This window comes from Paenibacillus sp. BGI2013 (genome assembly GCF_002843485.1).
Classification (GTDB): domain Bacteria; phylum Bacillota; class Bacilli; order Paenibacillales; family Paenibacillaceae; genus Paenibacillus; species Paenibacillus amylolyticus.
Map to the genome: position 1 here is coordinate 1 of NZ_PJFA01000013.1, position 19,314 is coordinate 19,314.

Here is a 19,314-nt window from a genome sequence, read left to right on the forward strand (position 1 = left end):
TGTAATCCATATTTAACCAAAACCTCCATACCCGTGGAGGTTATTCGTGTTGGTCGGAAAAAGTATACCACGAAAAGAGAACTCATCCAACCAGAAATGCTTGACAAACATTAGCTGGTTTTTGTTAGTACTTTGGTCGAAGAGACATTGTTCTGTTTTTGATTTTCCAAAACTTTCTGTACCATCTCATGCGTCTAGCCAATGAGTGTGCTTGATTAGACACTCATACAAAGAGATGGAGGATGAAAGCTATGAAAAAGAAAACGATAAAATACATGAAGATGGGGGCCATGGGCTGTGTAGCCATGCTCGGCGTCGGCGCAGCGAGCTTATCTGCAAATGCGCTGGCCTCGGCACCTGTTTCAGCGAACGTAACTGTCAGCTCTAAGGTACATTCAACCGTCCCTTTGGCTACAGGAGTGAAAATCGTGGAGAAGGTACTGAGCACAACAAGCAAGAACCTTATTGTGAACATCAAGGTACCGCAGCTGGACGGCATGCTGGACACCAGATACCAGAATGAACTGAATGGCATCCTTTTATCCCGTGCGCAAAAGGATCTTGCTCAGTGGGAGAAGGATGCCGCAAAAACGGCCAAAAAGGCAAAAGTAAATCACCAGAAGTTCCACCCCTATGAATTTTACGTCAGCTATAAGCTAAAGTCGGACGGAACTGGAAACCCGGCAGGAGTAGTTTCGCTTGAAGTAATCACGGAAGGTTACAGGGGCGGAACAAGCATGCCCCGGATCGATACCTACAACTTGAAAAATGCCTATGCGGCTCAGCGCGTGACACTGGAGGATCTCCTCGGTTCTAACTACAAAGAAAAGCTTGATGCAGATATTCTTGCGCAAATGAGAAAGGATCCCGATCAATACTTCCTGGAAGAATTCAAAGGGACGTTCACGGAACAGTCGTTTTATATTGAAAAAGGCGAACTGGTTATCGTCTTCCCGAAATACAGTATCGCGCCGGGATATGTGGGTTCACCGGAGTTCCGTTTCAATTTGAAGAATGCCAGCCTCTGAGGCAAAGCCGAATGATATGAAGCCAGAAGTCGCAGTAAAGTTGGATCTGAAAAAGGTGGCAGCTTACTAAGGGAGCCTATGGCGTGATGATCGTTTTGCTCGAAATTGCACAGAATCTCTTGTATATGAAGTGTAGTGAGGTTCAGCCGCAAAGTCTGCAAAAGTGCATAAAATGAGCAGTGGACAAGCGCGTCCTACGAGGAGGAGTCCTGCTTCTTCTCGAAAATGGCTCCCAAAGCGCTCGGCGCAGCCACTTCGATTCATAAAAATCAGTTTTACGTGCAATCCAATTTGTGTCCGACATTCTAAATGTACAAGTACAACATTAATTCAAGTCTTATGCTGGAAACATGACGATTATTCTGAATGTGGCATCCCGAAGACTCTCTTCTTACGGGATGCTTTTTTTAGTTCTAAAGGCAGAAGTTCCATGAAATTGTTTTGTTCTCTTCATTGATTACATTAATTGGAGAAAACTTTTTTCACAACCTCGGCGTCCTGCCTATGAGCGACAAATCAAAAAGATAAGGACGAAAGTAAAATGCATGATGGGCTTAGGGGGATTTGCGTGGCTCCTCATTATCGATCTGTCGAGAGTGCAGGCACTCAGTGGTGCCTTTCTGTCATCGATGTTTGATGTGAATAACTGATGGTTGATTTTTCATCAGGTATCGTATTTCGATAGTTTTGGGCCACCATCGCCGGAAGAAATGATAGACAATGACTTGCAGTTTTATGACTAGAATAAAGATAAGGATGATTTGAAATGAACAAAAGGAAGAAAACACGGTGGCCCGTTTGGCTGGTTGGATTTATTGTATTAGCTGGCGGGATTCTAGGAATCAATCTAATGGTGCAAAATGTTCTAGCTGGGAACCACAGCGTTACAGAGAACGTTGAAGTGTCGCCCAGTGCATACCCAGGCTTAAATATCGAAACAAGGACGAAGAATACGAAGCATTATATACTGTCGATTAGCAACGTTCTCTCAAACAGCAAGGAGATTAATACTCCTATTCAGACGTGGGTCAATGATCAGGAAAAGAAATTCTTAACCCAGGTTAAAACCGGTGCAAAAACGCTTCAAGGCGATCATCGTGCTGAATTGAATATTACAGTAGATACGAATAAAATTAATGACCATTTATATAGTTTAGTGTTCACTTCCTATCAAATCACCACAGGCGGTGCTAATGGACAATCGATAATAAAATCTTTTAATATCGACACAGCTGAAAATAAAATATTGAATTTATCTGATATCATGACTTATGACAAAGCAGCTGTTAACCATATTATGTCCATCGTGAAGGGGGAATTGAAGAAACAGAAAAACGTTCACTCTTATGTATTCGAAGCAGAACTTCAAAAATCTATAAAAAATCCATCTGGATGGAAATGGTCCATAGGTAACGGAGTCTTTACTTTATACTTTAATAAATACGAGATCGCTGCAGGTGCAGCCGGAACGGTCCAAGTGAACATTCCACTGAAATCCTTGCATTCCTACTTGAAGAAGGACCTTACTAAAAAATGGAATATTACTTATGAAAATAACGATGAACCAAAAGGGAAGAGGCCAACTCAGCCTCCGCTTGATCCTAAAGGGAAATATGTTGCTCTTACCTTTGATGATGGGCCTCACCCAAAGGTGACACCTAGAGTTCTAAAGACTTTGAAGGAGTATAACGCGAAGGCTACTTTCTTCATGCTGGGCGTACAAGTAGAGTATTATCCTGATATGGCTAAAAAGGTTGCTAAGGCCGGCCACGAGATCGGCAATCACTCCAAGAGTCATCCGAATCTTGCGAATATGAGCCTGAGTGAGGTGCGCAAACAAATCATAGAATCATCGCACCGAATCAAAGATGCGACTGGGGAAAAACCAACCCTATTCCGTCCGCCTTATGGTGCTATGAATGAATCAGTCAAAAAAGTCACCAAAGAACAGAAAACACCCATTATTTTATGGTCAGTGGATTCGCTGGATTGGAAAAGCCGGAACGCTCAAGCCGTAAATAAAGAGGTTGCTAAAAACATCAGATCAGGTTCGATTGTACTTATGCATGATATTCACGCTTCTACAGCTGATGCGCTGCCCCACATGCTTAAATCACTAAAAAAGCAAGGCTACCAATTCGTAACGGTGTCTCAGTTGTTGTCCTTGAATAAATCCACAGGAAATGGCCCTTATTATAATCAATAAGTTCATCACACAAAAGAGGTACAAACCTTCGTTTTTCTAAGGTTTGTACCTTCTCTATAAGAATGGATTTGCACATCCTATATAAACCGACCTTTATTTGGATTTGAAATAATTCCTTGCTGTTCCGATTTCTCCATAGTTTCTTATATTCAGATACGGATGTAAGAGTTTTTCTAACGAACATTTTGTCCATAAGCTGCTTCACTCGCTAGCGACAGATGGTTCCAGCGTTATAATATTTTAGTTATGCAGTCATCTTTTTTTCAACTTTTCGTACTAGAAGTAAGTAATACTTCATGAAGTGTAAGGACATCTAGACTATCACTTAGGATAGTTGACTAAAAATCAGTTACTCTCTTGCCTTTGATATGCCAACTATCAAGCTAATTATAGTTGCGCTGAATAAGTTTAGTATATGATCAATTTGATCCCAACTTTTATGCCAAATTATCATATTAAATGCAATGAATAACACACTACTGAGTAGAAAGAATCCCAGGAAGTATTTGAAAAATATTATTAGATTCATTTAATCTCCCGCATATCCATTTATAGTTTTGTTACGGTTGCACGCCCTATTTCGTTTATAATATGTTTCTATTTTAGATTATTAAATGCAATCATTTGTATTTGGTTTGTTGTATATATGTAAAAATATGTTTTTAGTTACGGATTTGATTAATGTTATGTGATTTTTGTTGCAGGATTATGGTTGTTTTTACCGAATAATAGTTAGGCCCACCTTAGAGGAGGGATAGAGATACTTAGGGATCGTAGCACTATACATAATAATGAGGGGATCAAGAAAATGGAACTTGTAGAAATGTCGCAAAGTAAAAAGAACAGAAATGCAACTCAGAAGTTTAGAGTGAAATGGATTAGAAAAGCGATAGCCCTATGCATTGGACTTTTAGTTATCGGTTTGATCGTAGGACAGTCCTCCGCTTTTGCATCATCTGGATCGGGTAATTCCATCACTTCAGTTCTTGACCGAAATGACTATTTGCTGGACGATGGTACACTTTGGTCTAAAGGGGCCACAAGTGGAGTATGGACACAAAATCGAAAACTGATTGGTATTTCAAAATCAGAAGACCATTCCATCTATGGGTGGACTGCCGATGGCCAAGTGATTCGGTGGAATAAGGACAATGCGCATAAACCAGTAACGAAACAATTCAATGGCGTTGTGAAAGTTTATGGCCATGGATGGGTTCAGCTTCAGGATGGAAACCTTTATAATTTTGATGATCAGGCTAAGGTTTTGGAATCGATTATCGATGCGGATTCTTATAGTTTTGGAAGCGATTCTTCTTATAGCGCATTATCTTCATCAGGAGATATATATTATGACAAATACAACAAAATACGTAAAGCTGGAAATGTACCTGATGGTAAAGCAATTGCAACGAATGGTGTTTACGCAGCAGTGCTGAAAAATGATGACTCGGTAGTGATCGTAAGTATGCTGTATGAGGATGACTACATCACGGTTGCGAATAATGTGCAATCTTTGATTTGGTGGGGGAGTACGCATAAGCTGCTCACGGTGAAACAGGATGGAAGCGTCTGGAGCTACGATCGAACTGCCAAATATAAGGGCGAGCAACTGCCTGGTTTAAGTAACGTATCGCGGATGGTGTATGCGCCTAATCTGGATGAGCTATATGCACAGTTACAAGATGGATCATGGGCTACATATGATAATGGAAAGTTAACTCCTCTATCAGCTCCCGCGTTAAATCAAGTGACACTTACGGCATCTTCCAAGGAAGCTAATATTGGGGATACGATCACGCTTGCTGTTCAGGAGAATTATAGTAATGGTTTCAAAAACAAGCGTGCGCCATTGCCTGAAGAAATTATAGTGGAGCAGCCCCGAGTTGCACAAATTCAGGCAGGAGGCAAACTGAAGGTTACGGGCATAGGAACAACCAAAGTGACTTTGAAGATAGGTGATTTTGCCTCAAGTCTTCAACTGAACGTTGATTCACAGCAAAAGTTAACAGGCGCCACATTGTTGGATGGAAATGTATACTTGCCAGTACAGTCGGTGTTCAAAACTTTGGGAGCCAAAATTGATGTGAAGGGTTCATCTTTTGAAATTCAATTTGGAGATGACAGTATTGTTTTGCAAAAAGGGAGTGCTGTTGCGCGATTAAACAACAAAGAGCTGAAGTTGAAAGGGAAAGTACAAACCATTGGAGGGCAAACTGTATTTCCTGCGGACTTGTTAAGACAGGCTGCGGGTATTCAGGTTCGATGGGATGCTGAGCTAAAGCAGGCCAAGGTGCTGGTTGGAAATTCTTCTATTCTGGTGGAATCGAAGGATACACTTGCACTGATCAAGAAAAAAGAGTTGGGGAATCTTGCTCGCTTCATTGGCAAGTCCTACTGGATCAACAGTGATACGAGTTTAGGGCAACGTTTCAGTAAAGTGACCATATCAGATATCAAAATTGAGAAGATTAAATACGGTGATCGAAGTTACTCTATTATCTTCCGTAATGCAAAAGGAAAAACCGTTTCTGCCTATGCAGGAGGGGCGCCTTCCAGTGTGACGGAGATGCTTGCCGATTCCAACCAATTCTTCTCTTCTGATCCGTATAAGAAATACAATTGGTCCAAGTCTACTTGGAATAAAATCATTGCTGGAGAAGTAGCTTTAGGAATGAACATAACTCAGGTGCGCCTTGCATGGGGAGATCCATCGAGCATTACGTATGAAACGAGTTCAAAAGGCAAAATCGAGGTTTGGGTGTATGCCAGCTCCGCAGGCATAAGAGCTTTAGGGTTTCTCAATGGCAAACTGATGGCGATTTACTGATGAATATACCAATTAATCACTTCTTTTGATTGCAAGTCACAGTACAAAAAAAGCCCGCTTTCCGTTACACCCCAGGAGGGAGAATATCGGAAAACGGGCCATTTTTTCAAAATGTAGAAGAAATATAAGAACTACTCTACGCCATCCTTAAAGTGTTTGCTCCAGTGTTTGTCGCCCTTGTGCAACAGATCTTCTACCGTTTTCTCAAGAGTCATCAATAGCTGTGCTCTGACATCCAGTACGGTTTCTCTGTACAAGCGTTCTTCCGATCCAACGATTTTATCGCCGTATAATGCCTGTGCAGCTACGTACTTCCGATGTTCCTCGACCAGAGTATCAATGGACTCCAATGCATGTTCAACAAAGTGGGAAATACTTTGATATTCTTTGGGCATTTGTTCTTTTAAAGCTTGAATTTTCGCAAGAGCTGGCATGCTCATCACCTCGTGTTTATGAATGTAAATTTACAATACACTATTTTCATGAAAATTGCATTAAAATCAGCTTAAATTTGGACAAATTTCGACTTTTTTTATTTTAGGAACCAAAAAAGTGCTTATCTATAATGTATGCCATTGCATTTGAATTGAGTCGTGTAAGTAATGGAATCCCTTTTGGATACGTTTGGTGACTCGTTATGCAATTTCTGTTATTCTAAGAGAAGATTTCAGCGGCCCTAATACATACGCCGTTATTTTGTTATGGCAAATTAAAAAAATACTTAACTTTGCAACAATTTTATTGATGATCACGTCTGTAAGGTTGCAGGGAGAGGGGGATCCTTTGTGGTAGAGCCGGAACTCATCAGAGCCGCTCAATCGGGCGATCGCGACGCTCTAATTACCCTATTGCGGGAGATTGAACAACATGTCTATCGGACCGCATATTACATTCTAAATAATGAACAGGACGCTTTGGATGCTGCGCAGGAAGCGTTGATCCGAATTTACACCAAAATCAATTCATACGAAGAAAAGGCCCAATTCAAAACATGGGTACAACGCATCGTCACGAACATCTGTATTGATAAATTCAGAAGAACCAAGCCGTCTGTCTCCATTGACGAACATGACATGGTTTTTCAGGATAATCAGGATGTGGAGTACGAGGTCATGTCTACATATGTGGCCCAGGACATTCAGGATGCGATCAACAAGCTTCCCGAGCATCATCGTACCGTTATTGTTCTAAGATATTTGCAGGACTTATCCTACAATGAAATTGCGGATTGTCTCGATCTTCCGTTGAATACGGTGAAATCTTATTTATTTAGAGCCAGACAGCAGTTACAGAATCTACTACAGGAATATCAGAAAGGTGGTGTGACAGGATGAAATGCGAAGAGGTGGTGGAATGGATGCACCGCTATCTGGATCATGATCTGGGCGAGGCGGAAACCGCGCAGATGCTACAGCATGTGGCAAAGTGTCCGGAGTGCGCCGAGAATTTTAGTTTACTCAGAGCTCTTTCCAGAGAACTGGAAGAATTACCGCAAGTAAGCCCGAAATTTAGTCTAGTTGATGCGATTATGCCACAGCTTGATGCCATTGACGAAGCGCGGAAGGAACAAAGTAGCACCATACAGGAAATGAATCCTGTCCCCGCTACATTTGAGAATTTACAACGTTCAAGTGAGCGGAAAACGAAGCAAAAATGGCTTAACTCGATGGCAGGACGTATGTCCATGGGTGCAGCGGCTGCGGCAGTTATATTGGGATTTGCCATCTGGGGAAATCCGCCTGAACAGATTGAGAATGCCGATTCCATGCTGATGAGCTCTGGAGCTTCTCAAGAGAGCGGCAATTTGGATGAGAATTCGTTAAGCAAGAATATTGAAAATTATGATCCTGCCACTTCGTCACAACCAAGCAACAACGATGTGTTTGTGGGTCAATCGAATGATTCACCAACTAAACCAGATAACCAAGACGTAGAAACAATGCCTGAAGACGGTGGAGATGAGGTACAGGAGCCTGAAGTTCAGTCAGATCCGACACCTAAACAACCGGCCACTGAATCAACGCCTGCTCCGAATAAAGGACCGCAGGATAATTCGTCCAGAACTCCTTCGACCGATAATCAGAAGAATCCGGCTCAAAACCAAGATTCTGAGCAGAGAATTCAGGGATCAGGAGATTCTCCTAAATCTTCTGCAGATGGGGAAGAGAGTGGAGTAACAGAAACAGAAAATGGAGATGCGCAATCCTTCACTTCTCAGGATACAACACCTAATATAACTGAAGATGCTCCGGTTGAAGGTAACACTGTACCTGATTCCAGTGCAGGTGCAGACGCTTCTGGAGGAAACAAAGGATTCGCAGCAGGACCGGATCAGGGAATGGCTACAACAGCAGCACCAAAAGAATGGAAATCACCTGACGGCTCCTATGTAGTTATGCTTATTGGTGATCAAATCAGCATATACTCCAAACCTGTGAGCGAACCGGATGTTCTAAATTTGGTTGAACAACGCAGCATAGAGGGGACACTGAAGTCAGCGAGTTGGTCAAAGGATGGTACCCTATTTAATTACGAAACGGACAAGGACGGAACAACGGCGAAGAACTCGTTTAATGTACCTGCTGTTTCAGGTGGAGCTCCTGCGAAATAATTAAAAATGGGGAGTGCGCTCCTCTAAAACGAAAGAACATTTTCAGTATGACAAGCATATAGTGGAAGTAACAAAACGTCCTATCTCAGTTCAAGCAACTGACGTCGTATGACCGCGCACCGGCTTTTTCTAGAACTGCCGGTGTCAGCGTTTATATAGATGTAGGACAGGGGACCTTCATCCATAACTGGATGTAAGGTCCCTTTGTTGTCTTGCGCTTTTTCTGGTAGGATAAGAGGGATAAGGAGGCGCCGTGAATGGATGTAAAAAGTGCAACAAAGGCAATACGTAATGGAGAAACGGCACCGATCTATGTGCTGTACGGAACGGAGAAGTACCAGATACAGCAATTTACGGATATGTTAAAAGAACAGGTTATTGAAGAAGAACATCGTGATTTTGCGATTATTCCATATGATTTGTCTGAAACGGCTGTGGAGGTCGTTATTGAAGAAGCAGAGACCGTACCTTTTCTGGTTCCACGCAAATTAATTATTGTAAGGGATGCGAGCCTGTTCACCGCAGGTAAAGAATCCAAGATTGAACATCAGGTTGATCGTCTGCTTACATATATGGAAAATCCGGCAGATTACAGTACGATTGTTTTCCTGGCCCAAGGGGATAAGCTGGATGAGCGTAAGAAACTGGTGAAAGCTGTCAAGAAACAGGCAGTAGTTCTTGCTTTTGCTCCACTCAGTGGAGAAGAGTTATTGAATTGGATAGTAAAACTTGCGAAGCAGCGGGATGTTTCATTGGAGACGGGAGCGGCGGAAACGTTGATCAGCTATGCAGGAACAGGTCTTCAGACCCTGTCTGCTGAAGTAGATAAGTTATGTTTGTTTGCGGGTAATGGGGGGACAATCAAACGTGCTGATATCGAGTCACTGGTTGCCCGTAGTACAGAGCAGAATGTATTCTCGCTAGTGGAGGAACTCGCTAATTTGCGACTGGAGAAAGCGTTGGCTCTTTTCTATGAGTTGCTGAAGCAGCGGGAAGAACCGATTAAAATTGCGGCTCTAATCGCACGCCAGTTTCGGATCATGATCCAGGTGAAAGAGTTGGGCCAACAAAGTTACTCCCAGCAGCAGATTGCCAGTCAGCTAGGTCTGCATCCGTATGCTGTTAAGATTGCAGGTGAGCAAGCTCGGAAATTTCAGCCGGAACGTCTGAGAATGATTTTGAGTCACCTCAGCGAACTGGATTACCAGATGAAAACAGGAGCGGTGGATAAAGTGCTTGGTCTGGAGCTGTTCTTATTGAGACTTGGTGCATGAATGGATAAGAAACGTAATAGCTTACTAGTGTGAATAACAAACAAAGCGACCTTTGCTCCATGATCGTTAAATCATCGGAATAAAGGTCGCTTTATCTTTGTCTTATACTTATCGAATCAGATACTAAAAAATCCTGAAAGCCTATGCTGTTCAGGATTTTTCCATTGGATCGTATAAGTAACGCTTCTTACGCTTGTGCGGAAAGAGCGTTCAGTTTTTTCGCCAAGCGAGACTTTTTGCGTGCTGCAGCATTTTTATGAACCAGACCTTTAGTTACAGCCTTGTCCAGCTTTTTGGAAGCAGCTTGAATCGCAGCTTTTGCAGTATCAACTTCGTTACTTACCAGAGCAGCATCAGCAGCTTTAACAGCTGTACGGAGTGCAGACTTCTGGGAAGCGTTGAGTGCGCGGCGCTTGTCGCTCGTTTTTACGCGTTTAACAGCGGATTTGATGTTTGGCATTACATTCACCTCCTGTAAGGCATTTGCATGAATACAAACGTTTCACAACTTAAAATATTCTATCACGCTAGCATGTAAAATGCAACAGATATTCCTACGATGTTCGACATGCTGTATAAAGAAACCCTTTTTCCCACACAATATGCTCAAATGCGGTAAGGGAGGCAGGGACAGAATGACACTGGATTTGCAAAACTATACAGTTCGTACCGATTTGGCGATCGACTCCAAGGAAATGGCGCAAGGTGGACAGAAACAGACGATTCCCGGACTACAGGAAGATGTAGAGAAAAAAGAGGGCATTACGATTACACGTATTGATGTCCTGACTGAAGAAGCAGCTACGGCTATTGGTCGAGTAAAAGGCCACTATGTCACCTTGGAAGTACCTTCACTACGGAATGGTGATACCGAGTTACAGGAGCGAGTTGCTGCCGAGTTCACACGTGAAATGGAAGATTTTATGGTTAAGGCCGGAATTAACAAAACCTCCAAGGTCTTGATTGTTGGCTTGGGCAACTTAAATGTCACTCCGGATTCACTCGGTCCACTTGTTGTGGAAAATCTGATGGTGACGCGTCAGTATTTCGAATTGGTGCCAGATCAGGTTGCGCCAGGGTATCGGGAAGTCAGCGCGATTGCTCCCGGCGTGTTAGGTACAACGGGCATTGAATCCAGTGACATCGTACAGGGGATTGTAGATCGGACCAAGCCGGATGCCATTATTGCGATTGATGCGCTGGCCTCCCGTTCCTTGGAACGTGTAAATACAACGATTCAGGTAGCGGACATTGGTATTCACCCTGGTTCCGGTATTGGGAACAAACGGCGTGGCCTGACTCGTGAAATATTAGGTGTGCCTTGCATCGCCATCGGAGTACCAACCGTATGTTATGCGTCCACCATTGTGAACAATGTGATTGAGATGATGCGCTCACACTTCCGCCAGGAAACGGATCAGACCAAACAGATCATGGGTATGCTGGACGACATTGGTGAGCAAGATCGTTTGAGTTTGGTGAAAGAGGTACTGGAGCCACTAGGTCATGACCTCATTGTTACCCCAAAGGAAATCGATGAGTTTATTGAGGGAATTGCCAATGTTATTGCTACAGGACTTAACGCGGCACTCCATGATGCTGTGAATCCAGATAACGTAGCGGCCTATACACATTAAAACTTAAAACTGCTGAGAAGAAGGTCCGAATCTATCGGACTTTCTTTTTTTTTGTTTTTGGAATCTTTCATTTTCCTGTTCTATCAAATTGGGCGGGCTCATAGAGTTGAAGTATAAGAGTTGTCCAGCAGGGAAGGAGACAGCAGAATGAACAAGATATTGGCCTGGAATATTGGAAAGTGGAAAAAAAGATGTCTGCACGTGCTGGCCATGGGCCGTACGTTGTTGTTGCTTATGATCATATCTGCTTTGTTTTTTGTCGTACTTGGTCTCGGGGGAATGGCAGAGAAACGCTTGAATAATTCACCCGTTTCTTCCATGAAAGGATTTGCGAGTGCCGTATCAAGCCGCTTTTTCGTCGATATGCTCGGTATGGAGATGCCCCATCTCACCCAGAAGGAACAGACTTCAGCTATATCCGGTGAAAATCTCACCTCATTTGTTTTCCAATTACTAACGAATGTAAATCCTCAAGATCCAAAGAGCCTGATTGCGAGAGAAATGCCGGGCATGGGTTCCAACCAACCTGTTCTGCTCCGTCCTGGATCTGGTAACGAAAAAGCCGAGGCTCCCGAAGATTATCAGCCCGGTCCCGGTCTTACGGATACGGCTTCCGCAGGTGGAGGGAAACCCGGTAGTGAGCTGCACATTCCTCCAGGCCAGGATAATACGGATCCACCTGAGTTGAGTGAGCCTGGAGATGGAGAAGGTAAAGAAGATCCCCCAGCAAAGAATGGTGAGAAAGACAATTCAGGCTCACCGACAACAGGCAAAAAGTCAATTCTTATCTATCATTCCCATCCACGGGAAGGCTACAATCCACTGCTAGGTACGAAAAGTGATAATCCATCATCAGGCAAATCAACAGGCAATGTGTTTCAAGTGGGAACCTACCTCTCAGACAGTCTGGAGAAGCTGGGAATCGGCGTAGAACACGCCAAGGATGATTACCCCACTAAAGTTAAGGACTATAACTGGAACTATTCTTATAAATACTCCCGTCAAACGGTAAAAGCGGCACTCGCTCAAAATGATGATCTGACATATCTCATAGACATTCATCGCGATTCACAGCGTCATGGCAAAACAACAACCACTATTAATGACTTGGGCTACGCCAAAGTGTATTTCATTATTGGACATGAAAATCCAAATTGGCAGCAGAATGAAGCCTTTGCAGCGAAAATTCATAAGAAACTGGAAGCCAAGTATCCTGGGGTATCCCGTGGTGTGTGGGGCAAAGATGGCGGAGGAGCCAACAATGGAGAGTATAACCAAACCCTTTCACCCAACAGCATTTTGATTGAGATTGGTGGCATCGACAACACAGGAGCTGAGCTCCAACGGACATCGAAGATTCTAGCAGACATGATTGCCCAAGTGTATTGGGAAGATCAGAAGGTGGACAAAGCCAGTGCCAAAACCTCGTCGCAGGGTGGATAGGAACCATATATGTAAAAAGGAAAAATAGTAGAGAGTGACAGGAGGCAAAGCATATGTCCAGATTCGGTAAAAGACTGTTATCCATCGCTGTATTAATGTTGCTGGGTGTGCTGTTTGGAATGCAGTTGGCTGGCAGCAACTTTCATATGGGTAATTCATCAGACGGCACGTCAACCGCTGTGAGAACTGAGCCAACTTCATCGGTGACCGAATCTGTTCCGACTGCACCTGTCCAAAAGGAAATTAAAGAACCACCATTTGTACCTGTTCAGTCACCAAGCCAAGTGCTTGGGGCGGATCAAGATAAGGCTCCGGTTGATGTGTTGGCAGACAAAACGGCTGGATTATTGCAAAATCTCTCACACAGTGGAATCAAATGGGTGGTCTCTCTTTTTAGCGGCGTTGCTGAATAAAATACTATAAATTTAAGGTACAATATAACCTCTGGGAGTGCATGATGACACTTTATTATAAAGTTGAGACATCACGGGATTGATGCACTGTGCTTCAACTGTTATAATGAAGTGATTGACACTAGGCTGTTTCTGGGGGTAAGGAATGACTGACATTCGGGCAAGACAACGTAAAATTCGTAACTTTTCTATTATTGCACATATAGATCACGGCAAATCAACACTTGCGGACCGGATCTTGGAGCACACAGGTGCGCTCACTTCACGTGAAATGCAGGAACAAGTTCTGGATAAAATGGACCTTGAACGTGAACGTGGAATAACGATCAAGCTACAAGCAGTAGCCTTGACTTACAAAGCGGATGATGGTGAAGAGTATTTATTGAATCTGATTGACACACCGGGACACGTAGACTTCACGTATGAAGTATCACGCAGTCTTGCTGCATGTGAAGGTGCTCTGCTGGTTGTGGATGCGGCACAGGGAATTGAAGCCCAAACACTTGCCAACGTGTATCTGGCATTGGATAACAATCTTGAAATTTTACCGGTTATCAACAAAATTGACCTTCCAAGCGCTGATCCTGAACGGGTGAAGCAGGAAGTGGAAGATGTTATTGGTTTGGACACAAGTAATGCGGTTTTGGCTTCGGCCAAATCAGGAATCGGAATCAAAGAAATTTTGGAACAAGTGGTGAAAAGTGTTCCAGCACCAACTGGTGATCCTGACCAGCCTTTGAAAGCGCTGATTTTTGACTCGCACTACGACCCGTACAAAGGTGTAATCGTATATGTGCGTGTTGTTGACGGCAAAATCAAATCCGGTTCCAAAATCAAAATGATGGCAACAGGTAAATCATTTGAAGTCATTGAAGTTGGAGCGTTCAAACCTCGTATGACCATCGTGGACGAGCTGAACGTCGGTGATGTTGGATTTATCGTTGCAGGTATCCGGCATGTTGGCGATACACAAGTCGGGGATACGGTAACGGATGCCAAAAATCCAACACTGGAACCTTTGCCGGGTTATCGTAAAATTAACCCAATGGTGTATTGTGGTCTCTATCCGATCGAAACATCGGACTATGTTGATCTGCGTGAAGCGTTGGAGAAATTGCAGTTGAACGATGCGTCTCTGAGCTTTGAACCGGAAACATCCAGTGCTCTCGGTTTTGGATTCCGTTGCGGATTCCTTGGACTGCTTCACATGGACGTTATCCAGGAGCGGATCGAGCGGGAGTTTAACATTCCGTTGATCACAACGGCACCAAGTGTAATCTATCACGTTACCTTAACGAATGGTGAAGTGATGAAAATCGACAACCCATCCAACTATCCTGAGGTGGGACGGATTGATTACGTCGAGGAACCATACGTCAAGGCAGATATTATCGTACCGAATGATTATGTAGGCACCATTATGGAGCTGTGTCAGACTAAACGCGGTGAATATGTAAATATGGAATATCTGGACACAACCCGGGTTACCATTACCTATGAGATTCCGTTGTCCGAGATTGTATATGACTTCTTTGACCAGTTGAAATCCGGTACCAAAGGATATGCATCCCTGGATTATGAACTGTCCGGTTACCGTCAGTCCAATCTGGCGAAAATGGATATTGTACTCAATGGCGAACAGGTGGATGCTCTGTCCTTCATCGTTCACCGTGACCGTGCCTATAACCGCGGACGCATTGTCTGTGAGAAACTGCGCGAGCTGATTCCACGACAAATGTTCGAGGTACCAATTCAGGCATCTGTAGGTACCAAGGTTGTTGCTCGTGAGACGGTAAAAGCAATGCGTAAAAACGTACTTGCCAAGTGTTATGGTGGTGACATCTCGCGGAAACGGAAACTGCTTGAGAAGCAGAAGGAAGGTAAGAAGCGGATGAAGCAGGTTGGTAACGTTGAGGTGCCACAAGAGGCATTCATGGCGGTACTGAAAATTGATGACTAGGACGTTTGCTTGCAAACGTCACGTGAATCCTTTTGGTACATCAATAATTTGTGTATGAAAGGATAAACGATATTTTGTCTCGGGTACATCACAGAGTGTGTGTATCGAAATTGAATTGTAGGACGTTTGCTTGCAAACATGGTTACAACACAGAATATTAAATAACTAAGCTGAAAGGGAAGCCGGATGGCTTTCCTTTTTTCAAATAGAGGGGGACTTGCCATGACATTGGCAGCACACAGCCGGAAGACAGGTGCGCCCCAAGCGGTGTATCTTCACATTCCCTTTTGCACGAATAAATGTTTTTATTGCGACTTTAACTCTTACGTTCTGAAAGATCAGCCCGTGATGCAATATCTCGAAGCGCTGGAACGGGAGATGGAACATACAGTTAAGGCCAATCCACCGGGCGAGATCAAGACGATATTTGTAGGTGGGGGTACGCCAACAGCTCTGAAACCGGATGAGATGGCCGTATTTCTTCGTTCCGTGAAGACGTATTTCCCAAATTGGGCAGACGATATTGAATTTTCGATGGAAGCCAACCCGGGAACAACGGATGCGGAGAAACTCGCTGCGATGAAAGAAGGCGGCGTCAACCGTGTCAGCTTTGGCGTACAGGCGTTTCAGAATGATCTGCTGACAGGCATTGGCCGTATTCATAATACGGATGATGTATACCGCAGTTTGGAGAATGCTCGAAAAGCAGGCTTGAATAACCTGTCCATTGACCTGATGTTTGGTTTGCCAAACCAGACTGTTGAAATGTTGAATGAGAGTATCGACAAAGCGCTGGAACTGGATCTGCCGCATTACTCCATCTACAGCCTGAAAGTGGAAGAGAATACACTTTTCCATACCCTGTATCAGAAGAACCAGTTACCACTTCCTCATGAAGATGATGAGCTGGAGATGTATCTTCTATTAATGAGACGTATGAAAGAAGCGGGCTATGGACAATACGAGATTAGTAACTTTGCCAAGCCGGGCTTTGAGAGTCGTCACAATATTACCTACTGGCGTAATGAGGACTACTATGGTCTGGGTGCAGGTGCGCATGGATATGTGGGCCGCGAACGGCATATGAATATTAAAGGTATAAATCCTTATGTTGAAGCTTCACGAGCAGGACTGCCTCGTCTGGATCATTTTGAGATTGCTCGCCCGGAAGCTATGGAAGATTATCTGATGGTTGGACTGAGAATGTTGGAGGGAGCTTCGGCCTCACGCTTTAGCGAACAGTTCGGAGAGTCCATGGAAGAAGTGTTTGCGAAGCCTTTGGGCAAAATGTTGAACGCAGGGTTGCTTGAGCGGACGGCAGACGGCTTCCGACTGAGCGAGCAGGGCATCCTGTTCGGAAATGACGTTTTTGCGGAGTTTATCGGGTCCTTATCGCTGAATTCATAGCTTGAAATTCTATACGCTCTGTTGTATATTTATTCATATTGATTTTACAGAGCGTGTTAATTTAACAACTACGAAGTCAGCTTTCCTCTGGAAAGCTTGGTAATAGGAGGAGAGCAGGATGTCGGTAATATGCAGAAAAGCCGTGCCGGAAGATGTTGAACCACTGTATGAAATGATTAAGGGCTATGCAGAGCGTGGGATCATGCTTCCGCGATCACGGGAAATACTGCACCGACAGCTGGAGCACTTTGTTGTAGCCGAAGTTGATGGTGAAGTGGTGGGTTGCGGATCGCTTTGTCGTCTGGGGAATGATTTGGTGGAAGTCAGATCACTCGGTATCTCGGAAGGACACAAAGGGCTCGGTATTGGCTCCCGATTGCTGGACCGACTGGTAGAAGAAGCAGAGAAACAACAGATTCCTAAGGTTATGGCGTTGACATATGAAGTATCCTTCTTCCTCAAAAACGGCTTTGCCGTGGTGGAAAAAGAGATTTTCCCTGAGAAAGTATGGACCGACTGTGTTCATTGCAGCAAGCAGGATTGTTGCGATGAGATCGCGGTATTAAAAGAGCTTAACGTTTCAGCATAACAACTGAATGGACTGCATGAATCGAGCCGAGTCAGCCTCTGCCCTACATGCAGTCCTTTTTTACTTCAAAGTATGTTCAATAAAGTTGTTAGGACTCGTCGACATTGGTCTATACTATAAATAGATGAGCCCACTCATCAAACTCACTTGACAATGTTCACGTCAGTTTGGTATTTTTGTATTACCGCTTAGCACTCATCTAACCGGAGTGCTAACGACATGGGGCAGTACAGTCAGAAGGAGGGATACTCACCATGTTAACAGAGCGTCAACGAATGATTCTGAACGCTATAGTGGATGACTATATCCGTTCAGCTGAGCCCGTAGGGTCCCGGAGCATTTCCAAAAGGGGAGATGTTGGATACAGTCCGGCGACGATCCGTAATGAAATGGCGGACCTTGAAGATATGGGTTTCCTGGAACAGCCGCATACATCGGCAGGACGCATTCCTTCTCATAAAGGCTATCGATATTATGTCGATCATTTGGTCCCTTGGAATCAGGTGGAGCCTCAGGAGTTGGATGATCTCAAGTCGTTCTTCGCTGAAAAATTGAACGTCATGGAACAAGTTATTCAGCATGCATCCAATATTTTGTCACATATGACGAATTATACTTCGATCCTGCTTGGACCGGAAGTATTCCATACGTCCTTACGTCACTTCCAATTGCTTCCGTTGAACGAGAGTGAAGCTGTGGCAATTATCGTGACCAATACAGGTCAAGTGGAGAACAAGACGGTTCAGATTCCACCAGAAATCTCGGTAGCCGAGATGGAAAATGTGGTTCGCTTGTTAAATACCAAGCTTGTGGGCGTACCAATCTACAAATTGAAATCCCGTCTTTATACCGAACTTGGGCAAGAGATGGAACGGCATATTACACGTTACGAGGAAGTTATGCAGGTGCTGAACAGTGCCTTTGACAACGAACATGATAATCGTCTGTTCCTCAGTGGTGCCACCAATATGTTGACTCAACCGGAGTTTAAAGATATCGAAAAGGTAAAAGATATTCTTGACCTGCTGGAAGAGACACCAACACTCATGAAATTGATGATGCCCGTGCCGGGTGGATCTGGTATTCAAGTGCGAATCGGCACTGAGAATGATCATGAAGCCTTTGCCAACTGCAGCCTGATTACAGCCTCCTATTCATTGGACGGTGAGGCTTTGGGGTCGATCGGTATTCTAGGACCCACGCGGATGGATTATGCACGTGTCATTCATATTTTAAATACACTATCCCGTGACTTGACGGCGATGCTAACACATCGTTTCAAATAAGATTCGGGAATGAACCATTTCATTCGTATAAGGAGGTGAACATCTTGAAAGAGGAGCAATCATTTACAGAAGAACAAGAGGTAACAGCAACTGAGCAGGAGCCTATTAATGAAGCTGGCGCTGCAGAAGCACAAGCTGAAGAGATGGCTGGTCAGGAGCAGGATGAGCTTGCACGTCTGAAGGCAGAAGCTGAGGAGCAACAACAGCGTTATGTCCGTGCACAGGCTGATTTTGATAACTTCCGTCGTCGTACGCAGAAGGAAAAAGAAGAATTGGCTAAATACGCTTCGATGAAGCTGGTCACCGAACTGGTACCGGTTATTGATAACTTCGAGCGCGCCATGGCTACTGTACCGGAAGGAGCAGAGGTCGAATCTTTCTCCAAGGGCATCCAAATGATTTTCCGTCAATTGGAAACCGTGATGAATAATGAAGGTCTGACGGCTATGGAATCGGTAGGACAACCGTTCAATCCTGAATTCCACCAAGCAATTATGCAAGTGGAGAGCGACGAGTACGAAGAAGGTATCGTTGTTGAGGAAGTCCAAAAAGGCTACATGCTGAAAGATAAAGTGCTTCGTCCAGCTATGGTTAAAGTCAGCTCATAAATTCCTTATAGGAAGGAATGAGTCG

16 protein-coding genes are annotated in these 19,314 nt (G+C 44.0%); 14 read left to right on the forward strand and 2 right to left on the reverse strand.

Annotated features, from left to right (window positions below):
* Window positions 1-251: 251 nt before the first annotated feature.
* The 3 genes from CXK86_RS25010 to CXK86_RS25025 all read left to right on the forward strand — a co-directional run bounded on the left by CXK86_RS25010 (window position 252) and on the right by CXK86_RS25025 (window position 6,061).
* The gene (locus CXK86_RS25010) at window positions 252-1,028 is read left to right on the forward strand and encodes a DUF3298 and DUF4163 domain-containing protein (protein WP_076250670.1); all 777 of its coding nucleotides are present in this window, start codon (window positions 252-254) and stop codon (window positions 1,026-1,028) included.
* Between the two features lie 766 nt (window positions 1,029-1,794).
* A complete protein-coding gene (locus CXK86_RS25015; protein WP_076250672.1) occupies window positions 1,795-3,234 on the forward strand; it encodes a polysaccharide deacetylase family protein in 1,440 nt (479 codons plus the stop codon).
* An 808-nt stretch (window positions 3,235-4,042) separates the two neighbouring features.
* A complete protein-coding gene (locus CXK86_RS25025; protein WP_083684407.1) occupies window positions 4,043-6,061 on the forward strand; it encodes a copper amine oxidase N-terminal domain-containing protein in 2,019 nt (672 codons plus the stop codon).
* Between the two features lie 131 nt (window positions 6,062-6,192).
* Here CXK86_RS25025 and CXK86_RS25030 read toward each other — a convergent pair whose 3' ends face one another.
* A complete protein-coding gene (locus tag CXK86_RS25030; RefSeq protein WP_017687204.1) occupies window positions 6,193-6,495 on the reverse strand; it encodes a hypothetical protein in 303 nt (100 codons plus the stop codon).
* A 351-nt stretch (window positions 6,496-6,846) separates the two neighbouring features.
* On the opposite strand from CXK86_RS25030, the gene CXK86_RS25035 reads away from it, so the two are divergent.
* From CXK86_RS25035 to holA, 3 genes are all read left to right on the forward strand, one after another.
* On the forward strand, window positions 6,847-7,395 hold the full coding sequence (locus tag CXK86_RS25035) for an RNA polymerase sigma factor (RefSeq protein ID WP_017687205.1): 549 nt from the start codon (window positions 6,847-6,849) through the stop codon (window positions 7,393-7,395).
* Window positions 7,392-8,672, forward strand: coding sequence for a zf-HC2 domain-containing protein (locus CXK86_RS25040; protein WP_076250674.1), 1,281 nt, complete (start codon window positions 7,392-7,394; stop codon window positions 8,670-8,672). The genes CXK86_RS25035 and CXK86_RS25040 overlap by 4 nt, the downstream gene beginning before the upstream one ends.
* 257 nt (window positions 8,673-8,929) lie before the next feature.
* Window positions 8,930-9,946, forward strand: coding sequence for a DNA polymerase III subunit delta (gene holA / locus CXK86_RS25045; RefSeq protein WP_036668560.1), 1,017 nt, complete (start codon window positions 8,930-8,932; stop codon window positions 9,944-9,946).
* A gap of 187 nt (window positions 9,947-10,133) precedes the next feature.
* On the opposite strand, the gene rpsT is transcribed toward holA, so the two are convergent.
* On the reverse strand, window positions 10,134-10,406 hold the full coding sequence (rpsT, locus tag CXK86_RS25050) for a 30S ribosomal protein S20 (RefSeq protein WP_024628504.1): 273 nt from the start codon (window positions 10,404-10,406) through the stop codon (window positions 10,134-10,136).
* A gap of 175 nt (window positions 10,407-10,581) precedes the next feature.
* Between rpsT and gpr the strand changes: the two genes are divergently transcribed.
* The 8 genes from gpr (at window position 10,582) to grpE (ending at window position 19,289) form a co-directional block, all read left to right on the forward strand.
* Window positions 10,582-11,583: a GPR endopeptidase gene (gene gpr, locus CXK86_RS25055; protein ID WP_036615103.1), complete on the forward strand. Its 1,002-nt coding sequence runs from the start codon at window positions 10,582-10,584 to the stop codon at window positions 11,581-11,583.
* Window positions 11,584-11,730: 147 nt separating this feature from the next.
* Window positions 11,731-13,026, forward strand: coding sequence for a stage II sporulation protein P (locus CXK86_RS25060; protein ID WP_076250675.1), 1,296 nt, complete (start codon window positions 11,731-11,733; stop codon window positions 13,024-13,026).
* Between the two features lie 53 nt (window positions 13,027-13,079).
* A complete protein-coding gene (locus CXK86_RS25065) occupies window positions 13,080-13,439 on the forward strand; it encodes a hypothetical protein (RefSeq protein ID WP_076250677.1) in 360 nt (119 codons plus the stop codon).
* A 145-nt stretch (window positions 13,440-13,584) separates the two neighbouring features.
* Window positions 13,585-15,399: a translation elongation factor 4 gene (gene lepA, locus CXK86_RS25070; protein WP_074095901.1), complete on the forward strand. Its 1,815-nt coding sequence runs from the start codon at window positions 13,585-13,587 to the stop codon at window positions 15,397-15,399.
* Between the two features lie 222 nt (window positions 15,400-15,621).
* Window positions 15,622-16,806: a radical SAM family heme chaperone HemW gene (gene hemW / locus CXK86_RS25075; RefSeq protein WP_076250678.1), complete on the forward strand. Its 1,185-nt coding sequence runs from the start codon at window positions 15,622-15,624 to the stop codon at window positions 16,804-16,806.
* Between the two features lie 118 nt (window positions 16,807-16,924).
* Window positions 16,925-17,395: an N-acetyltransferase gene (locus tag CXK86_RS25080; protein WP_017687214.1), complete on the forward strand. Its 471-nt coding sequence runs from the start codon at window positions 16,925-16,927 to the stop codon at window positions 17,393-17,395.
* A gap of 254 nt (window positions 17,396-17,649) precedes the next feature.
* Window positions 17,650-18,681 (forward strand): heat-inducible transcriptional repressor HrcA, encoded by a 1,032-nt coding sequence (gene hrcA, locus CXK86_RS25085; protein WP_036615092.1) that lies wholly within the window; start codon window positions 17,650-17,652, stop codon window positions 18,679-18,681.
* Window positions 18,682-18,725: 44 nt separating this feature from the next.
* Window positions 18,726-19,289 (forward strand): nucleotide exchange factor GrpE, encoded by a 564-nt coding sequence (gene grpE / locus CXK86_RS25090; RefSeq protein ID WP_036668567.1) that lies wholly within the window; start codon window positions 18,726-18,728, stop codon window positions 19,287-19,289.
* The last annotated feature ends 25 nt before the right edge of the window (window positions 19,290-19,314 follow it).

Excerpts from the sequence above, each read along its gene's own strand:
- CXK86_RS25060 (WP_076250675.1), top strand. The coding sequence starts at position 11,731 with ATGAACAAGATATTGGCCTGGAATATTGGAAAGTGGAAAAAAAGATGT.
- CXK86_RS25080 (WP_017687214.1), top strand. The coding sequence starts at position 16,925 with ATGTCGGTAATATGCAGAAAAGCCGTGCCGGAAGATGTTGAACCACTG.
- hemW (WP_076250678.1), top strand. The coding sequence starts at position 15,622 with ATGACATTGGCAGCACACAGCCGGAAGACAGGTGCGCCCCAAGCGGTG.
- rpsT (WP_024628504.1), bottom strand. The coding sequence starts at position 10,406 with ATGCCAAACATCAAATCCGCTGTTAAACGCGTAAAAACGAGCGACAAG.
- CXK86_RS25030 (WP_017687204.1), bottom strand. The coding sequence starts at position 6,495 with ATGCCAGCTCTTGCGAAAATTCAAGCTTTAAAAGAACAAATGCCCAAA.
- holA (WP_036668560.1), top strand. The coding sequence starts at position 8,930 with ATGGATGTAAAAAGTGCAACAAAGGCAATACGTAATGGAGAAACGGCA.
- CXK86_RS25065 (WP_076250677.1), top strand. The coding sequence starts at position 13,080 with ATGTCCAGATTCGGTAAAAGACTGTTATCCATCGCTGTATTAATGTTG.
- CXK86_RS25025 (WP_083684407.1), top strand. The coding sequence starts at position 4,043 with ATGGAACTTGTAGAAATGTCGCAAAGTAAAAAGAACAGAAATGCAACT.
- gpr (WP_036615103.1), top strand. The coding sequence starts at position 10,582 with ATGACACTGGATTTGCAAAACTATACAGTTCGTACCGATTTGGCGATC.
- CXK86_RS25010 (WP_076250670.1), top strand. The coding sequence starts at position 252 with ATGAAAAAGAAAACGATAAAATACATGAAGATGGGGGCCATGGGCTGT.
- lepA (WP_074095901.1), top strand. The coding sequence starts at position 13,585 with ATGACTGACATTCGGGCAAGACAACGTAAAATTCGTAACTTTTCTATT.
- CXK86_RS25015 (WP_076250672.1), top strand. The coding sequence starts at position 1,795 with ATGAACAAAAGGAAGAAAACACGGTGGCCCGTTTGGCTGGTTGGATTT.
- CXK86_RS25040 (WP_076250674.1), top strand. The coding sequence starts at position 7,392 with ATGAAATGCGAAGAGGTGGTGGAATGGATGCACCGCTATCTGGATCAT.
- hrcA (WP_036615092.1), top strand. The coding sequence starts at position 17,650 with ATGTTAACAGAGCGTCAACGAATGATTCTGAACGCTATAGTGGATGAC.